Below are 804 nucleotides of genomic sequence, written 5' to 3'. Positions count from 1 at the left end.
AGGCATTGCGGTCGAACGTGTGTATTTCTGCTAAAATACGCTACTTCTTGTAACAAACAATTTTTTCAACTTGCTCTTTTTAAAGCGATTAGTAAAAAAAACGCTACTTGACTGAGTAGCGCAAATACAACTCAGGATAACGTTAATTCATTCAGTAGACAAGATTTTTTTAGCAGGTCTTTATTACTGGCAATTGTTTTTTCCGTTTATTCTTTCACCTCAAACACTTCTCTCAACCTTATATCCATACTGGAACTCCCGATCATGATCCGGAATTTACCGGGCTCAATCACTTCTTTCATATTTATATCCAGCATGGTCAGCATTTCAGGCGTAATAATAAATTGTATTTCTTTTTCTTCACCCGGCTGCAGGCTCACCCGCTGAAAGGCTTTTAATTCTTTGGCAGGTCTTGCTACAGAAGCCAGCTCATCCCGTAGGTATAGCTGCACCACTTCATCGCCTTTGTAGTTTCCCGTGTTTTTTATTTTAAATCGCAGGGCGAGATTTTCTCCGGCTTTGATGACCGGCTTATCTAATTGCAGAGCAGTATAATCAAAAGTTGTATAGCTCAATCCAAAGCCAAACGGGAATAAGGGCTGGCCGGTGAGGTTGGTATAATCATCACCACGGCCGGTAGGCTTATGATTATACACCAGTGGCAACTGTGCTTCTGCTACCGGAAAGGTGATGGGTAGTTTACCGGAAGGAGAACGGTCGCCAAATAAAATATCGGAGACGGCAGCACCGCCGGCATCACCGGGGTACCATACATCCACTACACTGTTTACTTTATCCAGCCAG

At 42.9% G+C, this 804-nt stretch carries 1 protein-coding gene; it reads right to left on the bottom strand.

All coding sequences use genetic code 11. The annotated features are described in order from the left end of the window. Positions 1-206 precede the first annotated feature (206 nt). A partial coding sequence (locus ACFEL9_RS26150) for a fibronectin type III-like domain-contianing protein (RefSeq protein WP_385896374.1) occupies positions 207-804 on the bottom strand: 598 nt, incomplete at its 5' end.

This window comes from Terrimonas alba (assembly GCF_042434975.1).
GTDB classification, from domain to species: domain Bacteria; phylum Bacteroidota; class Bacteroidia; order Chitinophagales; family Chitinophagaceae; genus Terrimonas_B; species Terrimonas_B alba.
This window is presented reverse-complemented; position numbering and strand designations above follow the sequence as displayed.